This window comes from Pantoea nemavictus, assembly GCF_037479095.1.
Taxonomy (GTDB): domain Bacteria; phylum Pseudomonadota; class Gammaproteobacteria; order Enterobacterales; family Enterobacteriaceae; genus Pantoea; species Pantoea nemavictus.
In genome coordinates this window covers 3,477,126-3,502,548 of sequence record NZ_JBBGZW010000001.1, presented here as the reverse complement: position 1 = coordinate 3,502,548, position 25,423 = coordinate 3,477,126, and the positions used below count along the sequence as shown (strand labels likewise).

Annotated in this window: 21 protein-coding genes; 8 read left to right on the top strand and 13 right to left on the bottom strand. The window is 58.8% G+C overall.

Annotation, left to right across the window (positions count from 1 at the left end):
- Positions 1-55 precede the first annotated feature (55 nt).
- Positions 56-1,411, top strand: coding sequence for a formimidoylglutamate deiminase (locus tag WH298_RS16060; RefSeq protein ID WP_180823315.1), 1,356 nt, complete (start codon positions 56-58; stop codon positions 1,409-1,411).
- A complete protein-coding gene (locus WH298_RS16055) occupies positions 1,408-1,947 on the top strand; it encodes a HutD/Ves family protein (RefSeq protein WP_180823314.1) in 540 nt (179 codons plus the stop codon). Before WH298_RS16060 ends, WH298_RS16055 begins: the two co-directional genes overlap by 4 nt.
- Positions 1,948-2,141: 194 nt before the next feature.
- On the opposite strand, the gene hutC is transcribed toward WH298_RS16055, so the two are convergent.
- Positions 2,142-2,897, bottom strand: coding sequence for a histidine utilization repressor (hutC, locus tag WH298_RS16050; protein ID WP_007887779.1), 756 nt, complete (start codon positions 2,895-2,897; stop codon positions 2,142-2,144).
- A gap of 319 nt (positions 2,898-3,216) precedes the next feature.
- Here hutC and hutH point away from each other — a divergent pair, with 319 nt between their 5' ends.
- Both hutH and hutU read left to right on the top strand, forming a co-directional pair.
- The gene (gene hutH / locus WH298_RS16045) at positions 3,217-4,770 is read left to right on the top strand and encodes a histidine ammonia-lyase (RefSeq protein WP_180823313.1); all 1,554 of its coding nucleotides are present in this window, start codon (positions 3,217-3,219) and stop codon (positions 4,768-4,770) included.
- A gap of 10 nt (positions 4,771-4,780) precedes the next feature.
- Complete coding sequence (gene hutU / locus WH298_RS16040) at positions 4,781-6,466, top strand: urocanate hydratase (protein WP_180823312.1); 1,686 nt, start codon at positions 4,781-4,783, stop codon at positions 6,464-6,466.
- A gap of 48 nt (positions 6,467-6,514) precedes the next feature.
- On the opposite strand, the gene WH298_RS16035 is transcribed toward hutU, so the two are convergent.
- The gene (locus WH298_RS16035) at positions 6,515-7,726 is read right to left on the bottom strand and encodes an IS256 family transposase (protein ID WP_180823311.1); all 1,212 of its coding nucleotides are present in this window, start codon (positions 7,724-7,726) and stop codon (positions 6,515-6,517) included.
- Between the two features lie 138 nt (positions 7,727-7,864).
- Entirely contained in the window at positions 7,865-9,028 is a 1,164-nt protein-coding gene (locus WH298_RS16030) for an IS481 family transposase (protein WP_422616033.1), read from the bottom strand.
- Positions 9,029-9,355: 327 nt separating this feature from the next.
- On the opposite strand from WH298_RS16030, the gene WH298_RS16025 reads away from it, so the two are divergent.
- Entirely contained in the window at positions 9,356-10,513 is a 1,158-nt protein-coding gene (locus WH298_RS16025; protein ID WP_180823309.1) for a M20 aminoacylase family protein, read from the top strand.
- A gap of 163 nt (positions 10,514-10,676) precedes the next feature.
- On the opposite strand, the gene ybiB is transcribed toward WH298_RS16025, so the two are convergent.
- The 3 genes from ybiB to WH298_RS16010 are packed head-to-tail and all read right to left on the bottom strand — an operon-like array spanning position 10,677 to position 14,793.
- Positions 10,677-11,645 carry a DNA-binding protein YbiB gene (gene ybiB / locus WH298_RS16020; protein ID WP_180823308.1) on the bottom strand — a complete coding sequence of 323 codons (969 nt, stop codon included), beginning with the start codon at positions 11,643-11,645 and terminating at the stop codon, positions 10,677-10,679.
- A gap of 52 nt (positions 11,646-11,697) precedes the next feature.
- Entirely contained in the window at positions 11,698-13,842 is a 2,145-nt protein-coding gene (gene dinG / locus WH298_RS16015) for an ATP-dependent DNA helicase DinG (RefSeq protein WP_180823730.1), read from the bottom strand.
- Between the two features lie 54 nt (positions 13,843-13,896).
- Positions 13,897-14,793, bottom strand: coding sequence for a LysR substrate-binding domain-containing protein (locus WH298_RS16010; protein ID WP_180823307.1), 897 nt, complete (start codon positions 14,791-14,793; stop codon positions 13,897-13,899).
- A 124-nt stretch (positions 14,794-14,917) separates the two neighbouring features.
- Here WH298_RS16010 and speB point away from each other — a divergent pair, with 124 nt between their 5' ends.
- Positions 14,918-15,874: an agmatinase gene (gene speB, locus WH298_RS16005; protein ID WP_422616032.1), complete on the top strand. Its 957-nt coding sequence runs from the start codon at positions 14,918-14,920 to the stop codon at positions 15,872-15,874.
- The gene (locus WH298_RS16000) at positions 15,874-16,959 is read left to right on the top strand and encodes an iron-containing alcohol dehydrogenase family protein (protein WP_180823305.1); all 1,086 of its coding nucleotides are present in this window, start codon (positions 15,874-15,876) and stop codon (positions 16,957-16,959) included. Before speB ends, WH298_RS16000 begins: the two co-directional genes overlap by 1 nt.
- A gap of 180 nt (positions 16,960-17,139) precedes the next feature.
- Here the strand turns inward: WH298_RS16000 and WH298_RS15995 are convergent, their stop codons facing one another.
- From WH298_RS15995 to argH, 7 genes are read right to left on the bottom strand one after another with little or no spacing between them, the layout of a single operon-like run.
- Positions 17,140-18,501 (bottom strand): MmgE/PrpD family protein, encoded by a 1,362-nt coding sequence (locus WH298_RS15995; RefSeq protein ID WP_180823304.1) that lies wholly within the window; start codon positions 18,499-18,501, stop codon positions 17,140-17,142.
- Entirely contained in the window at positions 18,485-19,372 is an 888-nt protein-coding gene (locus tag WH298_RS15990) for a polysaccharide deacetylase family protein (protein WP_180823303.1), read from the bottom strand. Before WH298_RS15990 ends, WH298_RS15995 begins: the two co-directional genes overlap by 17 nt.
- Positions 19,365-20,210: a polysaccharide deacetylase family protein gene (locus tag WH298_RS15985; protein WP_007887795.1), complete on the bottom strand. Its 846-nt coding sequence runs from the start codon at positions 20,208-20,210 to the stop codon at positions 19,365-19,367. Before WH298_RS15985 ends, WH298_RS15990 begins: the two co-directional genes overlap by 8 nt.
- A 12-nt stretch (positions 20,211-20,222) precedes the next feature.
- Positions 20,223-21,044, bottom strand: a complete 822-nt coding sequence (locus tag WH298_RS15980; RefSeq protein WP_180823302.1) for an ABC transporter substrate-binding protein — start codon at positions 21,042-21,044, stop codon at positions 20,223-20,225.
- A 16-nt stretch (positions 21,045-21,060) separates the two neighbouring features.
- A complete protein-coding gene (locus WH298_RS15975; protein WP_007887797.1) occupies positions 21,061-21,825 on the bottom strand; it encodes an amino acid ABC transporter ATP-binding protein in 765 nt (254 codons plus the stop codon).
- Positions 21,826-21,838: 13 nt separating this feature from the next.
- Positions 21,839-22,714 carry an amino acid ABC transporter permease gene (locus WH298_RS15970; RefSeq protein WP_007887802.1) on the bottom strand — a complete coding sequence of 292 codons (876 nt, stop codon included), beginning with the start codon at positions 22,712-22,714 and terminating at the stop codon, positions 21,839-21,841.
- A gap of 10 nt (positions 22,715-22,724) precedes the next feature.
- Positions 22,725-24,152, bottom strand: coding sequence for an argininosuccinate lyase (gene argH / locus WH298_RS15965; protein WP_007887811.1), 1,428 nt, complete (start codon positions 24,150-24,152; stop codon positions 22,725-22,727).
- Between the two features lie 157 nt (positions 24,153-24,309).
- Here argH and WH298_RS15960 point away from each other — a divergent pair, with 157 nt between their 5' ends.
- Entirely contained in the window at positions 24,310-25,281 is a 972-nt protein-coding gene (locus WH298_RS15960; protein ID WP_180823301.1) for a LysR family transcriptional regulator, read from the top strand.
- The last annotated feature ends 142 nt before the right edge of the window (positions 25,282-25,423 follow it).

The window sequence follows — 25,423 nt, the reverse complement described above, 5'->3', positions numbered from 1 at the left end:
CTGCGCATCAAAGTATGTATATGTATATACAACTTTCCGCCATGCAGGATCAACCATGACAACGTATTTTGCCCCACGCGCATTGCTGGCCGACGGCTGGCATGAGCACGTGCTGATCACCACCAACGCAGCCGGCCAAATCACTGAACTCACGCCTGATAGCGAACCCGGTACGGCCACGCGCCTTGCTGGATCGGTTATCCCGGCGATTGCCAATCTGCATTCGCACGCCTTTCAGCGCGCGATGGCTGGGTTAACCGAAGTGGCGGGCGATCCGCAGGACAGCTTCTGGACATGGCGCGATCTGATGTACCGCATGGTGCAGCGGCTATCGCCGCAGCAGGTTGGCGATATCGCCACGCATCTCTACATCGACATGCTAAAAGGCGGTTACAGCCAGGTGGCGGAATTCCACTATCTACACCACGATCCGCATGGGCAGCCGTATGCCGATGATGCAATGCTGCTGCATTTAATGGCAGCGGCAGACACGGCAGGCATCGGCCAAACTTTGCTGCCGGTGCTGTATAGCTACAGCGGCTTTGGTGCGCAGCCGGCCAGCGACGGTCAGCGCCGTTTCATCCAGCAAACTGAAGCCTACCTGCAACAGCAGCAGCGCGTGGCGAGCTGGAGCGCGGATAAACCGCTGCTTAATCATGGCATCTGTTTCCATTCGCTGCGCGCGGTGAGTGAAGCGCAAATGCATGAGGTGTTAACCGCCTGCCCGCAGGATGTGCCGGTGCACATTCACGTTGCCGAGCAGGAAAAAGAGGTGAATGACAGCCTGACGTGGAGCGGCGAACGTCCGGTGGCCTGGCTGCTCAACCGCTTTAATGTCGATCAGCGCTGGTGTTTGATTCACGCTACCCATCTGGATGACGATGAGATTCAACGCATGGCGGCAAGCGGCGCGGTGGCCGGTTTATGTCCGACCACTGAAGCCAACCTCGGCGACGGCATTTTCCCGGCGGTTGAGTACATTGCACGCGGCGGCCGCTGGGGCATTGGTTCCGACAGCCATGTTTCGCTTAGCGCGCTGGAGGAGCTGCGCTGGCTGGAGTACGGCCAGCGACTACGCGATCGCCGTCGCAACCGCATCACATTGCCGAATCAACCTTCGGTGGGCGATCTGCTGTGGCAGCAAGCCGCGCAGGGTGGCGCGCAGGCGTGCGGTTTAGCAGCGGGCGAACTGGGGACGGGCAAACGTGCCGATTGGTTGGTGCTGGCAGAAGATGCATTTCTCGGCAGCGTGAGCAGCGCTTCGCTGCTGAATCGCTGGCTGTTTGGCGGGCAGCGCGAGCAGATTCGCGACGTATTTGTGGCCGGTAAACAGGTGATTCATCATGGCCATCATCCGGCCGAAGAAGTAGCAGCGGCGCGCTTTGCCGAGGCGATGAGGGCGCTGCAATGAGAACGCGTTTTACCTATGAGCAACTGCCGGTGAGCCGCTGGCGTAACGGCGGCGGCGAGACGCGCGAAATCATCAGCTATCCGCCAGGCGCAGCGCAGTTTGCCTGGCGTGCCAGCATCGCGACCATCTCCGCCGACGGGCCGTTTTCGCCCTTCCCCGGCATCGACCGCGTGATTACCCTGCTACACGGCGACAGCGTTGTGCTGGAGAGTGAGCACGCGCAACGGCGCTTAACGCCGCTGCAGCCGTGGGCATTTCCGGGTGAATGGGCAGTTGAGGCCAAAATTAGCGGCAGCTGTCAGGACTTTAATATCATGACGCGGCGCGATAGCTGGCATTCAGAGGTGGCGATCGCAAAACAAACGGTTAGCAGTGAACACGGCGTGGCGTGGGTGGTGGCGGGTTCGTGGCAAATGCCAGGCGGAGAAACGCTGGCCATGAATCAGGGGATCTGGTGGCTGGATGAGCCTACGCAGCTGGCACCCCAAACGCCGGATGCCCAACTGCTGTTCGTGGCGCTTAGCCGGGTAGAGTGAGAGCCGCATTCCCCTCATCCCAACCTTCTCCCGCCAGCGGGAGAAGGAGCCGATCGAGCGATGAACGAGTAGATCCAGCGATGAACGAGTAAATTCAGCGATGAACACCTCGATTCAGCTCAATTATCCCAAACCGCACCGGCTAGTCCCCTCTCCCGCCCGCGGGAGAGGGCTAGGGTGAGGGGAAGCAACGCTTAACCATGCCCTCGAAAACGCCCCAGCAACTTATAACGCGAGCCCGGATAGAGCAAACGCGCGTAAGTCACAATCTTATTGTCGCTCCACGTCTGGCGACGAATCAGCAGACACGGCTCATGTTCATCCAGCGCCAGATGCTTACGCTGGCGCAGATCCGGCAGCACCGCTTCAACAATATGCTCACCGGCGGTCAACGGCGCCACGCGCATTAAATAGGTGTACGGCGTCAGCTGATGATAATCCTGACTGAGATAATCCGGTGCCACCAGCGGATTGACCAGACGATCTTCCAGCTGCACCGGCAAGTCGTTTTCGTAATGCACAATCAGCGAGTGAAACAGCGTTTGGCCGGTAGATAAGCCCAACACCGCTGCCTGCTCGGGGTCGGCCTTCATCTGGCCAATCGATAAAATTTTGCAGCTGTGCTGATGACCACGCTGAGCGATCTCATCGGCAATATTGTGCACTTCCAGCATTGCCGTGTAGCCCTTCATCTCCGCGACAAAGGTGCCAACGCCCTGCATGCGCACCAGAAAACCCTCGCTGGTCAGCTCACGCAACGCGCGGTTGATGGTCATGCGGCTCACGCCCAACTCGTTCACCAACTCACTTTCAGATGGCACCCGCTGGTTGGCTTTCCAGTGACCTTCGCGGATCTGGCTGACGATCGCCTGCTTCACCCGCTGGTAAATTGGCGCGGGCTCATCGCCCATCGCCGCAGCCAGCTGTGCTACTGCTGTTTGCTCGGCCATTTCCTGTTCCTTTTATGAATAATGCCCAAAGTTTACTGTCTCAGCCCGTAAATGTATATACATCTAATTGTGCAGACAGCTCAGCATTGGTGCAGCTTTCGCCCTGTTTCGGTGCACCCTTGACGCCGTTGCGTCTGCTACAGCGCACTGCGCGGTATTTCACAGAACCAGAACAATCTGGCATAGCGCTTGCTACTTGTATAGACAAGATTAGACACTTATGCTTCACTCATCGCAATCCACGGTAAATCGGACAGCCACATCGCAAAATACTGGCGTCCGATATATGCCAGATCACTTGTATAGACAGGAGTAGACTATGTCAGGTTCGGTTCAGGAAATTCGCCTCGTTCCCGGTGAAGTGGACCTCGCGACCTTGCGCACCATCTATCAAAGCAAGGTTACGCTCACGTTGGCGGATGACGCGCGTGCGGCGATCGATCGTGCCCATGAAACCGTTGATGCCATCGTCGCATCCGGCAACGTGGTGTACGGCATCAATACCGGTTTCGGCAAGCTGGCGCAGACGCAGATTCCCTCGGCGCGATTGGCCGAACTGCAACGCAATCTGGTGCTGTCGCACAGCGTGGGATTGGGCGATCTGCTGCCCGACAATGTCGCGCGTTTGGTGGTGGCCACCAAAATTATTAGCCTGGCACGCGGTCATTCCGGCGTGCGCATCGAACTGATCGAAGCCCTGCTGGCGCTGTTCAACGCCGGTGTGATGCCGTGTATTCCGGAGAAAGGATCGGTCGGCGCATCCGGCGATCTGGCACCGCTGGCGCACATGTCGCTGATGCTGATCGGCGAAGGCCAGGTGCGCGTGGATGGCCAACTGATCCCCGCCACCGAAGGGTTGGCGCGCGTTGGCTTACCGCCAATCGTGCTGGGGCCAAAAGAGGGCCTGGCGCTATTGAATGGCACCCAGGTCTCAACTGCGCTGGCGTTACGCGGCCTGTTCGAAGCGGAAAATCTGTTCGCCGCTGGCTTGATGGCCGGTGCGTTATCGCTGGAAGCGATCAAAGGTTCAGTAAAACCTTATGATGCGCGTATTCACGAGGCGCGCGGTCAGGTGGGACAGATCAACGTCGCCGCCGCCGTCTCCTCTTTATTAGCCGGTAGCGAAATTCTCAGCTCGCACACCCACTGTGGCCGCGTGCAGGATCCCTACTCGATTCGCTGCGTGCCACAGGTGATGGGCGCCTGCCTTGATAACCTGACGCACGCCGCGCGCGTGTTGCAGATTGAAGCTAACGCGGCTTCCGATAACCCGCTGGTGTTCAGCGACAGCGGCGATGTCATCTCCGGCGGCAACTTCCACGCCGAGCCGGTCGCCTTTGCCGCCGACATTATGGCGCTGGCGATTGCCGAAATCGGTGCCATTTCCGAGCGTCGTCTGGCGCTGCTGCTGGATACCGGTCTTTCTGGCCTGCCACCGTTCCTCGTCAACGACGGCGGTGTTAACTCCGGCTTTATGATTGCGCAGGTGACGGCAGCGGCGCTGGCTTCCGAGAATAAATCGCTCGCGCATCCGGGCAGCGTTGACAGCCTGCCGACCTCGGCCAACCAGGAAGATCACGTCTCAATGGCCACTTACGCCGCCCGTCGCCTCGGCAGCATGTGCTTTAACACCGCCGCCGTGGTAGGCATTGAAGCGATGGCCGCCGCGCAAGGTATCGATTTCCACCGCCCGCTGCAGAGCTCGCCAACGCTAGAGCAAGAGATGCGCCGCATCCGCGCGAACGTGGCATTCCTCGATCACGACCGTTTACTGGCGCCGGATATTGAATCCATGCGCCTGTGGGCCAGCGATTCAGCCTGGCCAGAATCCCTTACCGCGCTGCTGCCAAGTAAGCGTAAGACTGTTAATTAAGGAATCGATGATGAGCGAAACTTTGACTCAGGCTGTAGCCCGTGAAATCCGTGCGCCGCGCGGTAATGAATTGCACTGCGCCAACTGGTTGATTGAAGCGGCCTACCGCATGATCCAGAACAACCTCGATCCTGACGTGGCGGAACGCCCGGAAGATCTGGTGGTGTACGGCGGCATCGGTAAAGCCGCACGCAACTGGGAGTGCTTCGAGCAGATCCTGCGTTCGCTGCGTGCGTTACAGCCGGATGAGACGCTGCTGATCCAGTCTGGCAAACCGGTGGGCGTGTTCCGTACCCATGCCGATGCGCCGCGCGTGCTGCTGGCCAACTCCAACCTGGTACCGCATTGGGCGACGTGGGATCACTTCCACGAGCTGGATAAAAAAGGCCTGATGATGTACGGCCAGATGACGGCCGGATCGTGGATCTACATCGGTGCGCAGGGCATCGTGCAGGGAACGTTTGAGACCTTCGCCGAAGCCGGTCGCCAGCATTACGACAGCGATCTGAGCGGTCGCTGGATCCTCACCGCCGGTTTGGGCGGCATGGGCGGCGCACAACCGCTGGCGGGCGTATTGGCCGGTGCCAGCGTGTTAGCCATTGAGTGCCAGGAGTCGCGTATCGATTTCCGTATCCGCACCCGCTATGTCGACCATAAAGCCTACACGCTCGACGACGCGCTGAAACTGATCGATCAGGCGAATAAAGAGAAGCGCGCTATTTCTGTTGGCCTGCTGGGCAACGCCGCTGAAATTGTGCCAGAGCTAGTAAAACGTGCCAAAGCGGGCGGCATGAAGCCGGATATCGTCACCGATCAGACCTCGGCGCACGATCCGATCAACGGCTATCTGCCGGTGGGTTGGGATGTGGCGCGCTGGGAAGCTGAGCGCGTCAGCAATCCGAAGGCGGTGGAGAAAGCCGCGCGTGCCTCCATGGCGGTACATGTGCAGGCGATGCTCGATTTCCATCATATGGGCGTGCCGACCGTGGATTACGGTAACAATATCCGTCAGGTGGCGCTGGATGAAGGCGTGAAGAATGCCTTCGATTTCCCCGGCTTTGTGCCCGCCTATATTCGTCCGCTGTTCTGTGAAGGCAAAGGCCCGTTCCGCTGGGTAGCGCTGTCGGGCGATGCCGAAGATATCTACAAGACCGATGCCAAACTGAAAGAGCTGTTCCCGGATCACCACAATCTGCATCGCTGGCTGGATATGGCGCAGGAGCGTATTGCCTTCCAGGGCTTACCGGCGCGTATCTGCTGGCTGGGCCTCGGCGAGCGTCACAAAGCGGCGCTGGCGTTCAACGAAATGGTGCGTAACGGCGAGCTGAAAGCGCCCATTGTGATTGGTCGCGATCACCTGGACTGCGGTTCCGTGGCTTCACCGAACCGTGAAACCGAAGCGATGAAAGATGGTTCAGATGCGGTTTCAGACTGGCCGCTGCTGAATGCCTTGCTGAACACTGCGGGCGGCGCGACCTGGGTGAGCCTGCATCATGGCGGCGGCGTCGGCATGGGCTTCTCTCAGCACTCCGGCGTGGTGATTGTCTGTGACGGCAGCAAAGAAGCGGATGCGCGTTTGGGCCGCGTGCTGTGGAACGATCCGGCCACTGGCGTAATGCGTCACGCGGATGCAGGTTACGAATTAGCGCAAAGCTGCGCGCAGGAGCACGGTCTCAACCTGCCGATGCAGAAATAACGTCCAACCCGCGCGACCCTGTAAATAATTCTGTGTAACTGCCCACCCTTAAAGGTGGCCGCTCAGGCGGTCACCGTATTCGATAATAAAGCGGCTCATCGCCAGCCGCCAGTTGATGATCGGCATTGTCCATTTCGCCGCCGCCGCCGCTTCCGTTGCCAGCCAGATCACCTTTCGCACTGACTCATCCGTCGGGAACACCTTCCGTTTTTTGATCGCCTGTCTGATCACGCTGTTCAACGATTCGATGGCGTTCGTCGTGTAAATCGCACGGCGGATATCTTCCGGATAAGCGAACAACGTGCTCAGGTTCACCCAGTGAGCCCGCCAGCTTTTACTGATTTGCGGATAACGTTCATCCCAGGATTTAGCGAACGCATCCAGCGCCGCAAGGCCGCCTTCTTCCGTTGGGGCGCGGTAAATCGCCTTCAGATCACGCGTGACGGCTTTGTAGTCTTTCCACGTGACGTATTTCAGGCTGTTGCGGATCATATGCACCACGCACAGCTGCACGCGCGTCTGGGGGTACACGCTGTTTATCGCGTCCGGGAAGCCTTTCAGGCCATCAACGCAGGCGATGAGAATGTCTTCCAGACCACGATTTTTAAGCTCTGTCAGCACGCTCAGCCAGAACTTCGCCCCCTCGTTTTCCGCTATCCACATGCCCAGCAGTTCCTTGTGGCCTTCGGCATTGATGCCGAGCGCCAGGAAAACGGATTTGTTTATGACGCTGCCGTCCTGACGGACTTTCACTACGATACAGTCAAGGTAAACAATAGGATACAGCGAGTCGAGCGGGCGGTTCTGCCACTCGGTGACCTGCTCCTGAACCGCATCCGTCACCTTCGATATCAGTGTGGGCGACACGTCAGCGTCGTACATCTCTTTGAATGTCGCAACGATTTCCCGCGTGGTCATGCCTTTGGCGTAGAGCGAGAGGATTTGCCGGTCCATCTGGGTAATGCGCGTCTGGTTTTTACGGATAAGTAGCGGCTCAAAGGTGCCTTCGCGATCGCGTGGCGTGTTGATTTCGACTTTGCCATCATCGCTGAGCAGCGTTTTAGCGGAGTAGCCGTTGCGGGCGTTACTGCCTTTTTTGGGCTGGTTTTTTTCGTGCCCGAGGTGCTCAGTGAGCTCTGCGCCGAGCGCGGCTTCGACGGTAAGCTTCGTAAGCATGCGTGAAAACTGATTGAGGTCAGCTTCCGTTTTGAGGCCCTTTGCCAGTTCGGCAGCAAGGGCTTTGAGTTTTTGTTCATCCATAATAATTACCTGTCTCCGTGATGTCGGGAACATATCAAAAACAGGCAATTACACAATTTAAATTACAGGCTCACCCGCGCACGCCGATCAATCCCCTCTCCCGCCTGTGTACGGTCCGGGGACATGGTAAACGGGTGTTCAGGGACATGGTGAACACTTTTTAACATTCTTACCCATGGTGATCGACTTATTCTTCAGGTCGATCACCCCCACCTTTGTGCTGTACCACCACACTTCGTAGTAACCGTCTTCCCGCGCCTCCTTCAGCCCAACCCGCTCTCCCCTGAACGCCTTGCCTGCCTTCAGGCTGACGCCTTTTACGCTCAGCTTCCCGCTGATATCCACCTTCCTGACCATCACGCCCTCGTCGTATTCCGGTGACGTTGCGCGGGCGCTGTACTGCCGCGATGATGGCTGATAGCGCGACGCCGGCACCGCCATATCCAGCGCCTCATGCGGGCGTTCAAGGTTGTAGACTGCCCGCCAGTGGTCGAAGGCGCGCTGCAGCTCTCCGCTATCCGCGAACCACTTTCCCTGCAACACTTCCGCCTTCAGACTGCGGTGAAAGCGCTCCAGCTTGCCCTGCGTCTGCGGATGGTAAGGCCGGGAGTGGCCCACCCGGATACCCTGCCGCATCAGCCACAGCTCCACTGCCGTCCAGGTCCCGGTCGTGTCGCCCCACGGTGAGCCGTTATCCATCGTCATCCGGTCCGGCAGGCCGTAGCGCTCAAAGACGCTGACCAGCTGCTCCTGTACCGTCTCGCGCCGTTCGTCAGCGCAGTGCACAAGGCACAGCGAGAACCGGGAATGGTCGTCCAGCAGGGTAAGCGGATGGCAGCGGCCGCCGCCAAAGGGAAAGTGGCCCTTAAAATCCATCTGCCAGAGCTGGTTCGGGGCCGCGTGTTCAAAGCGCCCCGTGACCGGGATACCCGGAGCCAGTCCCGGCAGCAGGCCGTGGCGGGCCATCAGGTTATGGACGGTGCTGAAGGCGGGCATGCGGTGTCCGCGTTCTTCGAGCCAGCGCTTAATCTTGCGTGCTCCCCAGCGCTGATGAAGCTCATGCGCCATACGCAGCAGGTCAGTGATGTCGTCGGGCGACCTGCCGGGGGAATGACGGGGCGTGCGTGAGCGGTCCTGAAGACCGGACGGCCCTTCCTCAGCCCAGCGGCGAAGCCACTTATAGGCGGTGGCGGGAGAAATGCCGTAGCGGCGGCACAGCTCGCGGATGTTCGCCCCGTCTTGCGAGGCGAGCAGAACAAACTCAGTACGTAATGACATGGTATCTCTCGCATCCCAGGGCATAAGCGACTCCATAAACGGGTTCTTATGCCTTAGTTGTAAGTGTCTACCATGTCCCCGAACAAGTGTTCACGATCTCCCCGGACTGAACACCTGCGGGAGAGGGTTAGGGTGAGGGACAGCGCGCACCTTTCAACATTGTGCAGCATTCCCCTCATCCCAGCCTTCTCCCGCTCGCGGGAGAAGGGGCCGATCGAGCCAATGCTTTATTCCATTCCGCTATACCCTATAGCCAAATTCTTACGCTCCACGATAGACGCCGCCATGCGCTTGCCACTACAGTAAATACATTATTTTGCAGCCACTGCTGCTGATGGAGAGCCTTACCTTATGAGCCTGCCTGCTGTCCTGCTGGAAAACGCCCTGCACTGGCGTCGTCAGTTACATCAACATCCTGAGCTGGGTTACCAGGAGCAGCAAACCAGCGAGCTAGTCGCTAACGTTCTGGCTGATGCCGGATTACAGGTGTTTCGTGGCCTGGCGGGCACTGGCGTCATTGGCACATTAGAAAACGGTCCCGGTCCGATTATTGGCCTGCGTGCCGATATGGACGCGTTGCCGATTACCGAAAAAGGCACTCCGCAGTGGAAGTCACAGAAAACCGGCGTCATGCACGCCTGCGGTCACGATGGCCACACCGCCATTCTGCTGGCCGCAGCCTGTCAGCTCGCCGCCACGCGAAACTTCAGCGGCACACTCCACTTTATCTTCCAGCCCGCTGAGGAGAACCTCGGTGGCGCACGCAAGATGGTGGAAGAAGGTCTGTTCCAGCGCTTCCCGATGGATGCGGTTTACGCCATGCACAACTGGCCGGGGATGCCGGTAGGAACGCTGGCGGTAAATCCGGACGCGATGATGGCGTCACTCGATTCGTTTGAAATTACCCTGCACGGTAAAAGCTGTCATGCGGCGATGCCGGAAAGCGGTGCCGATCCGATGGTTGTGGCGGCGGAACTGATTCTGGCGCTGCAAACCATTCCTTCACGTCGCCTGTCGCCGCTGGCCTCCGCCGTGGTGAGCGTGACACAGATTCACGGCGGCGAAGCGATTAACGTCATTCCTGAGCAGATCGTGTTACGCGGCACGGTGCGATGTTTGCAGACCGACGTACGTAATCGCGTGCGCGGTCTGATTGAGGATTTTGTCACTACCTTGCCGCGCCCATTTGGCGTCAGCGGCGAGATTCACTGGTATCCCGGTTATCCGGTCACCGCCAACCATGCCGAGCAGGCAGAACAGGTGCGCGCGGTCGGTGTCGATCTGCTCGGTGAAGCGCAGGTCAACTGGCAGGTTAACCCTTCCATGGCATCCGAAGATTTTGCCTGCATGCTGGAAGCCTGTCCCGGCGCCTATTTCTGGTTAGGTGCCGATGGCGCGACACCTTCCGCACCGCTGCATAACGCCAACTACGACTTTAACGATGAGCTGCTGCCAATCGGCATTACCTTCTGGCAGCAGTTAGTGGAGAGCGTGCTGGCGAAAGCCTGATCGCGGTCGCCATGCATGGCGGATGTTTGCGCGTACCGTAGCGGCGCAATTTATTGCGCATTATCTGGATGGGCACATTACCGCCATTGAAAAGCGCGATTAATCGCGCCGCTACAGATTGTGCATGCTATAAGTAAGGCGCTTAATTCAATGGCTTTAATCTTTAAATCTCTGCCAATTGCAAACGCGCTTCCGCATCCGCCAGGTTGGCCGATTCACCGGTCGCCACCAAACAGCATGCCAGCTGCAATCGCAGCGCCTGCGGCACCGCGCGTTCACCGGCTAACACCTGCTTGATCCACGCGGCGGTATCCGCTGCGCTTTTGCTTTCCGGCAGTTCCACGCTCACTTCCGGCTGGCGCTCAACCCACACTTCCGCTTCGCTACCCGCGCCGCGCATGTAATTGATAGCCGGACAGCGCTGCGGATTGGCGTACACCTCACCTTCCGTGCCATTCAACAGAATCGCCGGAGCATCAATATCCTGGAAGAATTTGCCCACGCGCGGCACATATTCCGGATGCGACACGCTGGCCAGGCGCAGTGCCGCACGCTCAGCAAACGGCGTGGCCAGCTTCGCCAGCGTATGCGCGCTGTTGCGCACGCCCATGCGCCAGCGCAGCGACAGCTGTTTCGCCATCGGCGCACAGAGGTTGTCGATGGTGATAAACGCCAGCTCGCCGTTATCCAGCTTCGCCTGCGCCTGTTCAGCAGACGTTACCGGCGCGATGTCCAGCGCCGCCAGCACCGCTTCGGAGGTGATGCGCGTCGGATCATCGCTGACGCCGTGCAGCAGCACCGGGAAGCCGAGTTTCACCAGCAGCAGCGCCAGCAGCGGCGTCAGATTGCCCTGGCGTCGTGCGCCGTTGTAGCTGGGGATAACAATCGGCATCGGGCGGTTAGCAGGTGCCTGCAGCTGCATCATCTGCTGCTGCATGGCGTGATAAAAACCACGCATCTCCTCTTCGCCTTCGCCTTTGATACGCAACGCAATCAGGATGCCACCCAGCTCCAGCTCCGGCACTTCACCCGCCAGCATCGCGCGGTACAACGCCTGCGCGGTGTCGAAATCGATATCGCGCGCGTGATTTTTACCGCGCCCAATCTCTTTAATGATTTTGTTCAGTTCCATCAGGCATTCCCGCTTCCAGGGCGCGCCGCCATGCGGCTGCCAACATTGATAATTAGGTTTTCTTACTGCGGCGTTTTTTTGCTTTTTCACCGCTGGCTTCCGGCATCGGCGGTTGCTCAATCGGGAACACCGGTAATGCGGCCAGCAGTCGGCTGCCGTAGGCTTTGTTGAGCAGGCGGCGATCGTAAATCACGATTTCGCCAAAGCAGCTGTGGCTGCGAATCAAACGTCCTACCTGCTGAATCAGAGTAAAGGAGGCGCTCGGCAAGCTCTGCACCTCGAAAGGATAACGTTTCAGGCTCTTCAGCCATTCGCCCTCGGTCAAAATTACCGGACTGTCCACCGGCGGAAAAGCGATTTTATGGATATGTACCTGCGACAGCAGATCGCCCTTCAAATCCAGCCCTTCGGCGAACGATTGCAGCCCAACTAAAATACTGGTTTTGCCGGCTTCGACGCGTTCCCGATGCAGCGCCACCAGCCGCGAACGCGGTTGATCGCCCTGCACCAGCATCGACAGGCGCAGATCGGTAACGTGGCTGACAAACTGCTGCATCGCACGCCCGCTGGCGAACAGCACCAGCACGCCTTTGTGCTGCTCTTCGGCAATTTGCTGGCGGAAAAAGCGCGCCATCTCAGCGATGTGTTCCGCTTCCTGCGCCATCAGCGGCTCAAACTGCATCTGCGGGATAACCAGCTTGCCCTGTTCGATATGGTTAAACGGCGAATCCAGCGCCACAAAACGATCGCCCGCTTTTTCGCTCAGGCCAGACATCTCCTGCAATCGGTTAAAGCTGTTCAGCGATCGCAGCGTCGCGGAGGTCACCACCACGTGTGGGATTTTGCGCCACAGGATTTTTTCCAGCTGATCGCTAACGCGAATGCCCGCGCAGTGGAACAGCAGGTGCGCCTGCCCTTCACGAATTTCACGCGTAATCCATTTCGATACCGGTGCATTCGAGGCTTTCTCCATCGCCGCCAGCCGCCACAGTTTGCTGATCGATTCGAACCAGCCGAAATGGCGATTGAGCTGAATGATGGCTTTATGCAGCCGCATAATGTCGGCTTTACCGGTTTGATCGCCGAGCTCGTTGAGCAATCCTTCACTCAAGCCGCGCAGCGCATCGCTGAGCTTAAACAGCCGCGCGCAGAGGCTGATCAACTCTTCTGGCAGTTCGCCCAGCACAAAACGGAATTCACCCGGTTGATTGTTGCCCGGCAGCAGCGGATTGAGGGCGTCGCAGAGAATTTGCAGCAGCTCGCGCATTTCATCGCAGTGGCCTTTGAGGCGTTCCGGATTGGTGAGCGGCGGCGGCGATTTTGGCCGAAACTGCGCCATGATGGTTTCTACCAGCCGCACGAACAGATCGAGCTGCAAACTGCTCCAGCCCGGCGTGATTTCCGCACTCATCTCCAGCGCATCGCGTGCCACTTCTGGCAAATGATGACCTTCATCCAGCACCAGCATCAGGTTTTTTGCCGGCGGTAGCACCGATTCATTCTCCATCGCCGCCATCACCAAGGCATGGTTCGCCACCACCACATCCGCCTGCTCAATTTCGCGGCGCGCAACAAAGAACGGGCATTCGCGATACCAGCGACAGTGATGGCCAAGGCAGTTGGCTTTGTCGGTTGAGAGGCGCTTCCACAGGCTATCGTCGATGGTGACATCGGTGTGATCGCGCAAACCATCCCAGCGGTAGCTGCTGAGTTGTTTCTCCAGTTTGGCGCAGAATTTCTGCTCCTCTTTGGAACCGCTCACCGCCTCTTCATCGAGATAGAGCAATAAATCGCCCTGCTGATCCTCGGTGGCCGCCAGCGCCGCAAGGTTACGCGGGCAGACATAGCGTCCTCGGCCAAAGGCCGCGGTAAAGGTGAGATCGGGGATAATTTTCTTCAGCAGCGGCAGATCCTTCGTGAAGATCTGATCCTGCAACGCCACATTGGCGGTGCTGATCACCAGCCGTTTTTCCTCGGCGCGGCTCACCGCAATGCCGGGAATCAGATAAGAGAGGGTTTTTCCTACGCCGGTTGGCGCTTCAATCGCCAGATGGCGCCCTTCGTCACCGGCCAGACTTTTCGCCACTTCGGCAATCATCTGGCGCTGCGGCGCGCGCGGGATAAAGTCAGGAACCTGCTGCTGCAGCGCCTTATACCATTGCGCAATCTGGCTTTTTATCGCTGCTGTCAGGGCCATATTCATTACTGTTTGCTGAATTGGCCTGTATTTTTACACAGTATTGGCGCAGCGTCAGCTTTCGCTGCTATTTTTTCGCGCTGGATTCAGAATTTCACGCATCGCGCGGATCAGCGTTTCACGCGCGCGCCCGCGGCGAAAAGCAAAGGAGAAGGGTGCGCGGAAGTGGAAATGGTGCGGCAGCAGGCGGCACAGCGCGCCCTGCTGTTCTCCGCTGCGCGCGTAGTGTTCGGGCAGATAACCGATAAAACGGCCGGAGAGAATCAGCGTCAGCTGCGCTTCGATACTCTCTACCGACGCGTTGCTCTGGCGGAAACCGCGCTTGTTCAGCTCCTGTTGATTCCAGTAACGTCGCGTCACCATGCCGGTTTGCTGCACGGTAAGCACATCTGGATGGCCCTCAGCCAGCGGATGTTCCGGGCTGCAATAGAGCCAGTGCTGCTCCTCATACAGCGGGATGGTCACCAGATTGCTGGCACGCAGCGGAAAGTGGCCAATCGCCAAATCGAGCCGATCCTCCAGCAATTGCTGCTGCAGCTCATTGGGATCGCGCACGCTCAGGTTAAAAAACACCGCCGGAAAGCGCTGGTTGAAGCGGGCAATGGCGGCGGGGAGATCCAGCGTGCTGTCGGTGACGGTGGCATCCACCACGCCCAGCGAGAACGTCCCGCCCTGCGCGCTTTTCAGCGTTTCCACCTGCTCCTGCCAGCCCGCCAGCGTCGCCAGCATCTCCTGGCTGTAACGATAAAACTGCTCGCCTTTGCTGGTGAGCGTAAAGCCGCCGCGCCCGCGCTGGCACAGGATAAAACCGAGCTGGCTTTCCAGCTCGCTCATGTAGGCGCTGATGGCGGGCGTGGTCATGTTCAGCGCCTGCTGCGCGCGTGAATAGCCCTGATTTTCCACCACGCTGGCAAACACCTGCAGCAGTTTAAGATTGGGAAGCGTCTGCACCGATTTTCCTTCAGTGATTGCTGACTAAAGTTAAGTAATCTCTGAAGTGATTATCTGCTGTCAAGGATTTTTCCCGTCAGCCAACCGGGTAATGATGGGCTTCACTTAGCCGCAGGAGCCCATGATGACCGATTTCCCTCAGCCGCAAGGCGGTAATGAAATGCCTCGTTTCGCCGGACGCGGCACCATGATGCGTCTGCCCGCCGCGGAATCCCCGGCTGATTTAGATGTGGCTTTTGTTGGCATCCCACTGGATATCGGCACCTCGCAGCGCAGCGGCACACGCTACGGGCCGCGTGCCATTCGCGCCGATTCGGTGATGATTCGCCCTTACAACATGGCCACCGGCGCGGCGCCGTTTGATTCGTTGCGCGTTGGCGATCTCGGGGATGTGCCGATCAACACCTACAGCCTGTTGAAATCGGTCGATATCATTGAAAGCTATTATACCGAGCTGAATAACTGGCCGATTATCCCCTTAACGCTCGGTGGCGATCACACGCTGACGCTGCCAATTTTGCGCGCGCTGGCGAAGAAGCATGGGCCGATGGGCCTGATTCATATTGATGCGCATACCGATACCAACGATGAGATGTTTGGCGAGAAGATCGCGCACGGCACCACCTTCCGCCGCGCGGTGGAGGAAGGGCTGCTTGACTGTCAGCGCGTGGTGCAGATTGGCCAACGCGCACAAGGTTACGCCGCCGACGATTTTCAATGGGGCGTTGATCAGGGCTTCCATCTGGTGCCTGCCGAGCAGTGCTGGTATCACTCGATGACGCCGCTGATGGCCGAGGTGCGCGCGCGTATCGGCGACGGCCCGGTGTATCTCTCTTACGACATCGACAGCTTCGATCCCGCATGGGCGCCCGGTACCGGTACGCCGGAAGTGGGCGGTTTGACCTCGATGCAGGGGCTGGAGATCGTGCGCGGCTGCCGTGGGCTGAACCTGGTGGGCGGCGATCTGGTGGAAGTGTCGCCGCCGTATGACATCAGCGGCATGACCTCACAGCTGGCGGCCAATATCCTTTATGAGATGCTGTGCGTGTTGCCCGGCGTCCGTTACACAGAGAACAAGTGATGACACAACAGAATCTGGTGTTCCCGGCGCGCGTGCTACGCGGTGCTGGGGTGATCAATCAACTGGGCGCGATTTGTGCCGGACTCGGCCAGCGTGCGCTGCTCATTGGTGGCCATCAGGCGTTGCAGGCCGTGGAAAGCCAGGTGCGTGCGCAGCTGCTGGCCGCTAACGTCACGCTGCTGGCGCAAGAGTGGTTTGGCGGCGAAACCTCAATCACGCACATCAATCGTCTGGCCGCCATCGCCAGCGAGTTGCACGCCGAGGTGCTGATTGGCGTTGGCGGCGGTAAATCGCTGGATACGGTGAAAGCGGTCGGCGCCCAGCTCGGCTTGCCGGTAGTGACGCTGCCGACCATCGCCGCCACCTGTTCGGCGGTGACGCCGCTGAGTATTCGCTATGACGACAACGGCAATTTCTTCGATATCTTCCCGCTGCCGCAGGCTCCAGCGGCGGTGATTATTGATAGTGAGCTGCTGGCCAACGCGCCCGCGCGCTGGCTGGCGGCAGGCTTGGGCGATACGCTGGCCAAGTGGTACGAGTTCCGCGCAGTCAGCGCCCGTCATCCCGCGCGCGAAGGCAATGCGCGTTCTTCGCTGGCGCATAGCCGGATCTGTTATGACGTGATTGCCGAACACGGCCCGGCAGCCTATGCCGCGGTGCTGCGCGGTGAGAGCAGCGCGTCGCTCGATCAGGTGCTCGATGCGATTTTTACCTGGGCCGGATTGACCTCACTGATGAGCAACGGCGCGCATGCTGCGGCTTCACATGCGATTTATGAAGGCTTTACCTTCTGTGATAAAACCCGCGAGTTTGGCCACGGCTTGCTGGTCGGCTTCGGCAACCTGTGCTTGCTGGCGCTGGAGAACCGCACGGATGAGGAAGTGCTGGATGAGATGCGCCTGGCGCGCGACTGCGGCGTACCGCTGACGCTGCGCGAAATTGCCGATTTAGCGGCGAGTGAGCTGGCGCTGATTGTGCGCGAATCGGTACACGCGCCGGATATGGCGAATATGGGCGAAACGGTGACAGAAGCACGTTTACTGGCGGCGATTGAGCGGGTTGAGGGGTTGGCGGGCAGGGTTTAGTTTATGGTTTGAATGTGCTCGCTGTGGTTTGAATGTGCTCGCTGTCCCCCTCCTCGGTCCTCCCTCATAAATGGGGGAGGAAGATGCTGCCATATGTTCGTTCTGAAGCTGCATGTGGCAGCGTCTCCTTCCCTCATTTATGGGGGAAGGCCGGGATGGGGGACAACGAGCACAATAAAATCACCTAACCGCCAATAGCCCCACCACTTCGCGCACGTCGGCCACTTCCTCTAACTCCAGACAGATCGCTTCTAGCCGTTCGACCTGCTCCAGCGGCAGCACGCGCAATGCCAGACTGCGGTACTTCGCCAGCAGCGCCTCAAGACTTAACGGATTAGTCGGCGCGCCCGACGGCACCGGCACGTGCTGCTGCCACTGCGCGCCCTGCACGCTTTCCAGCCGCACCCACGGTTCATCGTCGCGGCTCTGCTGCTCATCGATCACCAGCACAATGCGCGCCAGCAGCGCTTCCACCGCTGGATGCAGACGTTTAGCGTCGTCATAACTCGCCAGCTCGGCTGAGCCATACAGCGCGCGCGCCGCCAGCGCATAGGGCAAACTCATCTGCGCCGCCGCCAGACTGCGCAGCTCGCGTCCACCACACATCTCCAGCAGGAACGGATTAACGCCCACCACAATGCGCGCAATCTGCTCTACCCGCACATCATGCTGCTGCAGTAACCTACTCAGCGCATCAATCGCCGCGTGGGTGCCACGGCAGGATGCGTACGGCTTGATTGAGCAGCGCGCCAGCTTCCACACCTCGCCCAGATCTGCCGTCAGCGCCTGCGGCTGCTGCGTCTGTGGCGCTAAAGTTTGCAGGAAACCGCCCCAACGCTCTTCGAATACTGCAGCAGGCCCGTTGATACCGCGCTGTGCCAGCAGCGCGGCCTGCACGCCGCCTTCTGCGGCGCGTGCGGCATGCAGTTTTTTGGTGTGCGAACCGTCGTGGATAAAGCTCCATAAACCGCCGCTGAAGCTGGCGGCAATCCCCAGCGCCGACGCGCACTGCGCGCGATCCAGTTGCAGCAACGAGCACACCGCTGCCGCCGCACCAAACACGCCGCAGCTGGCGGTGGAGTGCCAGCCCGCGCCGTTGTGGGCGGAGTAACCACCACAGGCTTCTAATACCCGACGACCGATGTCATAGCCAATCACCATCGCGACGATCAGCGCCTGACCGTCCACCGGCTGCGTTGCCAGCGGCAGTGCAGCCAGCAGCGCCGGGATCACCACCGCACCGGAGTGATCGCAGCCGCCAGTATCATCCAGTTCATACATGTGCGCCGCCACGCCGTTCAGCCATGCCGCCTGACGCGCATTAACCTGCTGCGCGCTGCCCCATACCTGCGCCTGTGCGTGCCCGCCCTCTGCATTAACCAGCGCCAGACACTGGCGCCAGATCGGGCTATCGCAGCCCGCCAGCGAGGCGCCGAGCGTATCCAGCAGATGACGTTTCGCCTGCTCCACCAGCGGCTGCGGCAGTTGTGCGAAGTGGCTCTCGGCGATAAAAGCCGCCAGTTGATCAAGCGTACTCGCCATGCGCACCTCCGATGATGCGGCTAAACACCTCCGCCGGATGCGAGAAATCATTCTCCGGCTGCGTCTGCCAGTGCGCCGCCACCTGCTCAGCGGTGGCGATCCACACATTGTGCTGTTGCAGCGTGTCGACTAGTGAACGCAGCAGACCAATGCGTCCGGCGGTGCCGATAATTTCCGGATGCAGCCGCAGCAAATAGCACAGACCAAAGCGGTGGAAACCGTGGAAATCCTGCGTCATGTTCGCCAGCGTTTCGCCATAGGGCGCGATGCGCGATTGGCCTGGCGGGATCGCCGGGCTGAGATTAAAAGCAAAGTACGGCTCATCTTCTAGCGTGTAGTGCATCGGCAGTTCAACTAAGCGCGTGCCGGGATGGAAGTACGGCAAATCGTCGCCGCGCCAGCTTGATGACCAGCGAATGCCGCACTCAACCAGCGCCTGCGCCAGCCCCGGTTTCCACTGTCCGGCGGGTGTGCGGAAGCCGACGATATTGCGACCGGCGACCTGCGCCAGTTTGTCGCAGCCGCGCGTCACGCTGGCGATCTGCTGCTCCAGCGTCAAAGCCGAAAAATCTTCATGCACATCGCCGCTACAGGCGATTTCATGGCCATCCGCCACCATGCGCTGCACTAATTCCGGCTGCTCTTCGGCGACAATCGCAGGCATGCACCAGGTTGCTTTGAGCTGCTTTTCCGCCAGCAGCGCCAGCACGCGATCGACGCCGCGCAGCGTGCCGTAGCGCCACACCGACAGCGTTTTATCGCGCCCCGCCACCGCGGGAGCCTGGGTGAGAATGCCGTGAATATCGTTGAAATCGATAGTGAGGATCGCCGCCGACTGGAAGCCCAGCGGCCAGCGTGAAGGTTCAGTCATGCTGTTGCTCCTGCAAATACCACTGCGCCACCGCGTCGCAGCGCGCAAACCACACGTCATCGCGCGCCGTCATATGTTCAAACAGCTGTTCGAGCAGCAAAAGCCGTCCCGGCTGCCCGGAGATTTTCGGGTGGAACAGCGTGGTGAGGCACAAGCCTTCATCCATCGCGCCATCGAACTCGCGCTGCCAGTTATCACGCGTGTGCGCATAGCTGGCGATACGGTCACCGCCTTTCGGGAAATCGGGCTGGCGCGTGTAGGCCAGCGAGGCGTAATCGTCCATCTCCCACTTGCCGGGAATCTCTACCAGTGGCGTATGGCCCGCCACTGGAATGCTGTAGGGGCGATCGTCACCGCGCATGCTGCTGGAGTAAATCACGCCCGCGTCGCGCAGAATCTGCGGCGTTTCGGCATGCCAGTCGCCCGACGGCGTACGAAAACCGCAGGCGGTGATGCCAAGATAGTGCTTAAAGATCTCAGCGGATTTCGCCATCACCGCGCGCTGTTCATCCGGTGAAATCGACCAGAACGATTCGTGGCGATAGCCGTGATAAGCCACTTCGTGGCCCTGTTCAATAATCGCCTGACACTGCTGCGGCCACTGCTCCACCACCCACGCCGGAACGAAAAAGGTGGCGGGAATCTGGAAGGCGCGCAGCAGGTCGAGCAGACGCCCGAGCGCGCGGTACGGCCCGTAAGCCCCAAAGGTAAAATACTCTGGCGTTGACCACAGGCTGCCATTCAGCATGGCATCGCCGGTAGGACCGTCGAGGTCAAACGCCAGCGCCATGCAGCCGCGTTTACCCTGCGGCCAGCGCACTGCGCCCGGTTGTTGCATCTGCGCGCTCCTTTAGCCCTGGTTGACCGTTGCTTTCGTTACGCCGTTGTCGGCCAGGCCCCATTTGCCGAGGATTTTCTGGTATGAACCGTCAGCAATCATCGCGTCGATAGCGGCCTGCACTGCGGCGGTCAGCTCCGTCGCATCTTTACCAATCGCCATGCCGGTGTACTGGAAGGAGAAGGCTTTATCGAGTGGCTTATATTTACCCTTTTCCAGATCCATGATGTACGGCAGGGTTTCGCTGCCCTGCACCACGCCATCCAGACGGTTCTGACGCAGCTGGGTGCGCGCATCGGCGGTGCCTTCGGCGCCGACCACGATGATGGCGGGCTTGCCAGCCGCTTCACAGTGCGCTTTGGACCATTTGGCAATCTCCAGCGGGAAGGTGGTGCGACGGCTGGTGCCGACTTTCTTACCGCACAGGTCCATGGCGCTGTTGATATCGCTGCGCGCGGATTGGGTGTAAAACTGCGGGCCGGTTTTGAAGTAGTCGATAAAATTCACCACCTGCTGACGCTCTTTGGTGTCAGTCATGCCGGACATCACCAGATCAACACGCTTGGTCACTACCGCGTTCACCATCTGCTCGAAGGCGATCTCCTGCCAGTTGATCTTCACGCCCAGCTTTTCACCAATCGCCTGGCCGAGATCGTAATCCACGCCGGTCAGCTGGTTAGTCGCCGGATCTTTAAAATCCATCGGCGGATAGTTCGGCATGATCGCGACCGTCAGCCCTTTCTCTTTGATGGCGGCAGGCACGGCGATATCTGCCCAGGCAGACGATTGCAGCAGCACGGCGGCACTGATGGCACTCAATAACAGCTTTTTCATATTCACCCCGGTCACGTTAAAGAAGAATCGCGTTAATAAAGTTTTTCATCCGTGGATTTTGCGGGTTCAGCAGAATGTCTTCCGGTGCGCCCTGCTCGATAATGCGTCCCTCGTCCATAAACACCACCTGATTGGCCACCTCGCGGGCAAAGCCCATTTCGTGGGTGACCACCAGCATGGTGGTGCCCTCTTTTGCCAGCTGGCGCATCACCGCCAGCACTTCGCCCACCATTTCCGGATCCAGCGCCGAAGTGGGTTCGTCAAACAGCATCAGTTTGGGTTTCATCGCCAGCGCGCGGGCAATCGCCACGCGCTGCTGCTGGCCGCCGGAGAGCGACTGCGGATAGTCGTGCGCTTTATGCGCCATGCCAACGCGATCCAGCAGCGCCATCGCCTCTTCACAGGCTTCTCGCTTCGGACGCAGCATGACGCGACACGGCCCTTCAATGATGTTCTCCAGCGCGGTTTTATGCGGGAACAGATTGAAGCGCTGGAAAACCATGCCGGTTTGCAGACGCTGACGCGCAATCTGCTTGTCGCTTAAGGCATGCAATTTATTGCCGGCGATGCGATAGCCCGCCAGTTCGTTGTCGACCCAAATCCCGCCTTTATCGACCTTCTCCAGCTGATTAATGCAGCGTAAAAAGGTGCTTTTGCCGGAACCGGACGGCCCGAGGATGCACATCACCTCGCCGTAGTTCACTTCCAGGCTGACATCCTTTAGGGCGTGGAACTGGTCGAAATATTTGTTCACCTTGACGGCGCGCACGATGTTTCTCATGTTTGGCTCCTGCTTACTGACGCTGACGATGGCCGCGTGAGAAGTAACGTTCCAGTCGGCTCTGCCCAAAGGACAGCAGCGTGACCACAATCAGGTACCAGATGCCCGCCACGAACAGCAGCTCCATCACGCGCGCGTTGGCGAAGTAGATGGTTTGCGTGTTGTAGAGCAGTTCGGAGTACTGAATCATGCTGGCGAGGCTGGTGGTTTTGATCATGCTGATAAACTCATTGCCGACCGGCGGCAGAATCACGCGCATCGCCTGCGGCAGAATGATGCGATGCAGCGCCTGCAGCCGTGGCATGCCGATGGCTTTCGCTGCTTCGTACTGTCCGGTATCCACCGACAGCAAACCTGCACGCACCACTTCCGAGGTATAGGCGCCCTGATTGATGCTCAAACCGAGCAGCGCGGCAAGGAACGGCGTCATAAAGCTGACGGTTTGCACGCTGAACAGGCCGGGAATGCTGATGGTCGGGAACACCAGCGCGAGGTTAAACCACAGCAGCAGCTGCAAAATCAGCGGCGTGCCGCGGAAGATCCACGCGTAACCCACGGCGATGTAGTGCAGCACCGGGTTTGGCGACATGTACATGATGGCGGTGATCACGCCGAACAGGATGCCAAGCCCCATCGCCAGCACCGACATGATTAGCGTGTTCACCACGCCGTTAAGAATCGCCTGCGCGGTGAAGAACTGGCCAACGAAGGACCACTCAATGTTGCCGTGGGCAAAGGCATTCACCAGCAGCGCCAGCAGGATAAGAATCACTGCGGATGCGGTAATGCGGCCGTAATAGCGGCGCGGCACCACCTGATAACGATCGAGATCGTAATGCGTCTGCTCGCGGCTGTTGTTTAAACTCGGCTCAATCGGCGTTGACGACATAAAAGCCTCCTCAGGCGCGTGGGCCAGCGTAATCTTCGGTCCAGCGCTGCTGGTCCTGCATCAGGGTTTGCAGACGCGCCAATTGCTCTCGCACCCGTGCCGGCGCGGTGCCGCCGTAACCGCTGCGCGCCGCCAGTGCGGCTTCCAGCGTCAGGGCACTGCGCACTTCTGGCGTTAAGCGCGCATCCACCGCCTGCAGCTGTGCATCACTGAGATCTGACAGGCCGCAGTTTTCACGCTCGCACAATTGCACCAGCTGGCCGGTGATCTCATGCGCCTCACGGAACGGCACGCCGCGCATCGCCAGCCAGTCGGCCACTTCGGTGGCCAGCGTGAAACCGTCTGGTGCCTGCTCGCGCATCACCTCGGTATTGAATTTCAGCGTCGCCATCATCCCCGCCATTGCCGGCAGCACCAGCAGTAGCGTATCGACCGCATCAATCACGTTGCGTTTGTCGTCGCTGAGATCGCGGTTGTAGGAGAGCGGCATTGCTTTCATGGTGGTGAGCAGCGCCATCAGGTTGCCGACCAGGCGGCCAGAGCGACCGCGCGTCAGCTCGGCGATATCCGGATTTTTCTTCTGCGGCATGATTGAGCTGCCGGTGGCGTAGCTGTCGTGCAGCTCCACCCAGCGGAACTGGCGCGAGGCCCACATGCACACCTCTTCGCATAAACGCGACAGGTTGATACCAATCATGCTGGTGACAAACAGGAATTCGGCGGCGTAATCGCGGCTGGCAACGGCGTCGATGGAGTTCTCGCACGGCGCGAGATAAGCGAGATCGGTAGCGGCTTGCTCCGGCTGGCGCGCAATCGCGGATCCGGCCATGGCGGCGGCACCGAGCGGACAGCGCGCGCTGCGGCGATCCCAATCCTGCATGCGTTCAATATCGCGAGCGAAGGATTGCGCATGTGCCAGCAGCTGATGCCCGAACACAATCGGCTGCGCCTGCTGTAAATGGGTGAAACCGGGCGCGACGCTTTCGGTGTGCTGCGCCGCCTGCTCCACCAGCGCCTGCTGTAATTCCAGCAGCGCGCGGGCGACTTTGCGGCCGTTGTCACGTAGGTAAAGACGCAGGTCGTTAACGGTTTGATCGTTACGCGAACGCCCAGCGCGCAGCTTGCCGCCCAGCGGGCCTAAACGTTCGGTCAGCGCACGCTCGATAAAGGTGTGCACATCTTCATCGGCAGCAATGGGATGCAGTTGACCGGCACGATAATCGGCGTCCAGCGCATCAATCGCCGCCAGCATGGTGCTGAGTTCTTCTGCGCTTAGCAGATCGCCGCGCGCCAGTTCACGGGCATGCGCCCGGCAGCCCGCCAGATCGTAAGGTGCTAATGCAAAGTAATAATCCGGGCTACGAGACAGCGCGGTTAAACTCGCCGCCGGTGCCGCTTTAAAACGCGCGCCCCATAACAGTTCGGCATTATCAGACATGCTATTTCCCCTTACAGATAATCATCAGCGATACGAAAAAGAGATGAATGCGCCACTAGCGATAATAAAAACTTATTTTATGAACAAACTAGTAAATACTGCGCATTTCAGGTTCACTGTACAATCACCGCAATTATTCCGGAGTTGAATAGCAAAAATGGAAAGTAAAGTTTCCCAGTCCGGAAACAATGCAAATAATCGCAGCGATAATGCGGTTCTGGCACTGAGTAATATCGATTTAAAATTACTGCGGGTATTTAAATGCGTGGTAGAAGCTGGCGGATTAACCGCCGCCAGTCACGAATTGAATATTGGTCTGGCAGCAATCAGTAAACAGGTTTCCGATCTGGAAATTCGTCTCGGCATGACGTTATGCAGCCGCGGGCGTGAAGGTTTTGAGCTGACGCAATATGGCATTAACGTTTATCAGGCCACGCTGGAGCTGTTTGTGTCGCTGAATCTGTTTCGTGAGCGGCTGCACAACAGCCGCAACGAACTGCTGGGTGATATTGCCATTTGCGTGGTAGACAACACCATTTCTGACCCGCAATCGCCGGTCACCGCCGCGGTGCAACAGCTGCACCAGAAAGCGCCAAAAGTGCAAATTCGATTACAAACCGCCCAATTAGACGATATTGAGCGCGGCATTAGCGAAGGCCGTTTTCATTGTGGGGTGGCACCGGTTTATGAAATGAAAAGTGATTTTGATTACTTTCCGCTTTATAAGGAATATTCAAAATTATATTGTTCTATGTCACACCCTTTATATTCAGGCTCGCGCGATAAGAGTATATCGCTGGAAACATTACGTGAGCAGAAAATCATTAATCATTTATATGTAACGCCACGCGACGATCGTCGCATCATCCCCTTGCAGGAGAGTGGTGTACAAGCGGTACAAGTGGAATCGGTGGCTATGTTGATTTTAACCGGCCATTTTATTGGTTATTTACCAGAGCATTATGCCGCCGCGTTTATTGCGCGCGGTCAGCTATGCGAATTGGGTGATGATTCAATTCGTCGCGAGAACCCGTTTTGTCTGCTGATGAAAAAGGGGCGCAAAATAAATCCGATTATTAAGCTGTTTATGCAGACGCTGGGGATAGCCGAGGCGGAAGCGGCGCACTGAGTTGGTGCATTTTGGGTTGGTGCTCGCTGTCCCCCATCCCGGCCTTCCCCCACGAGTGGGGGAAGGAGACGCTGCCACATGCAACTTCAGAACTAACATATAGCAGCATCTTCCTCCCCCACTCGTGGGGGAGGACCGAGGA